Source organism: Xanthobacter autotrophicus (assembly GCF_029991245.1).
Classification (GTDB): domain Bacteria; phylum Pseudomonadota; class Alphaproteobacteria; order Rhizobiales; family Xanthobacteraceae; genus Xanthobacter; species Xanthobacter autotrophicus_C.
This window is the reverse complement of record NZ_JAIVFO010000327.1, coordinates 1-575: the sequence shown is the minus strand read 5'-3', so window position 1 is coordinate 575 and position 575 is coordinate 1. Positions and strand designations below refer to the sequence as shown.

Annotated in this window: 1 protein-coding gene; it reads right to left on the bottom strand. The window is 72.9% G+C overall.

All coding sequences use genetic code 11. The features are described 5' to 3' along the window. On the bottom strand, nt 1–575 hold a 575-nt coding region (locus tag K9U41_RS23045; RefSeq protein ID WP_282643164.1), incomplete at both ends, for an NAD-binding protein.

The following is a 575-nucleotide window of genomic DNA, read 5'->3' as shown; positions in this document are numbered from 1 at the left end:
GGGCAGGGTGGGGGGCGTCACAGCGCTCACCTCGACCTCGGCGACGGGCGCGTCCGGGGACGTCGTCGCAGCCTCGGTCCCCGGGGCGACGATCCCCGCCGCTTCGACGGCGGCGGCGAGGTCCGCGTCGCTGCGGTCCAGCACGTGGGCGAGCATGCCGCGCGCCACCTCGCGCTCGCCCATGATGATGAAGTTGGCGCCGCCCTGGCGCAGGTGCTCCACCTCCGCGTCCGAGTGGGCGCGGGCGATGATCTCGATGCCGGGGTTCAGCTGCCGGGCCTTGCGCAGCACGCCGCTGGCCTCGAAGCCGTCGGGAATGGCAAGGATGAGCCGCTTTGCCCCCGCCACGTTGGCGGCGGTGATGGCAGCGGGGGAGGCGGCGTTGGCGTCGATCACCTCGATGTCGCTGCGCCGCAGTTCGTCCACCCGGTCGTCCTGGTCCTCCACCACGAGGAAGGGCAGGCCGGCGGCCTTCAGCCCGTCCGCCACCAGATGACCCACCCGGCCGTAGCCCACCAGCACCGTGTGCGCCTGCTGGGCGGTGTGCGGGCTGTCTCTTATACCCATCTCCGAGC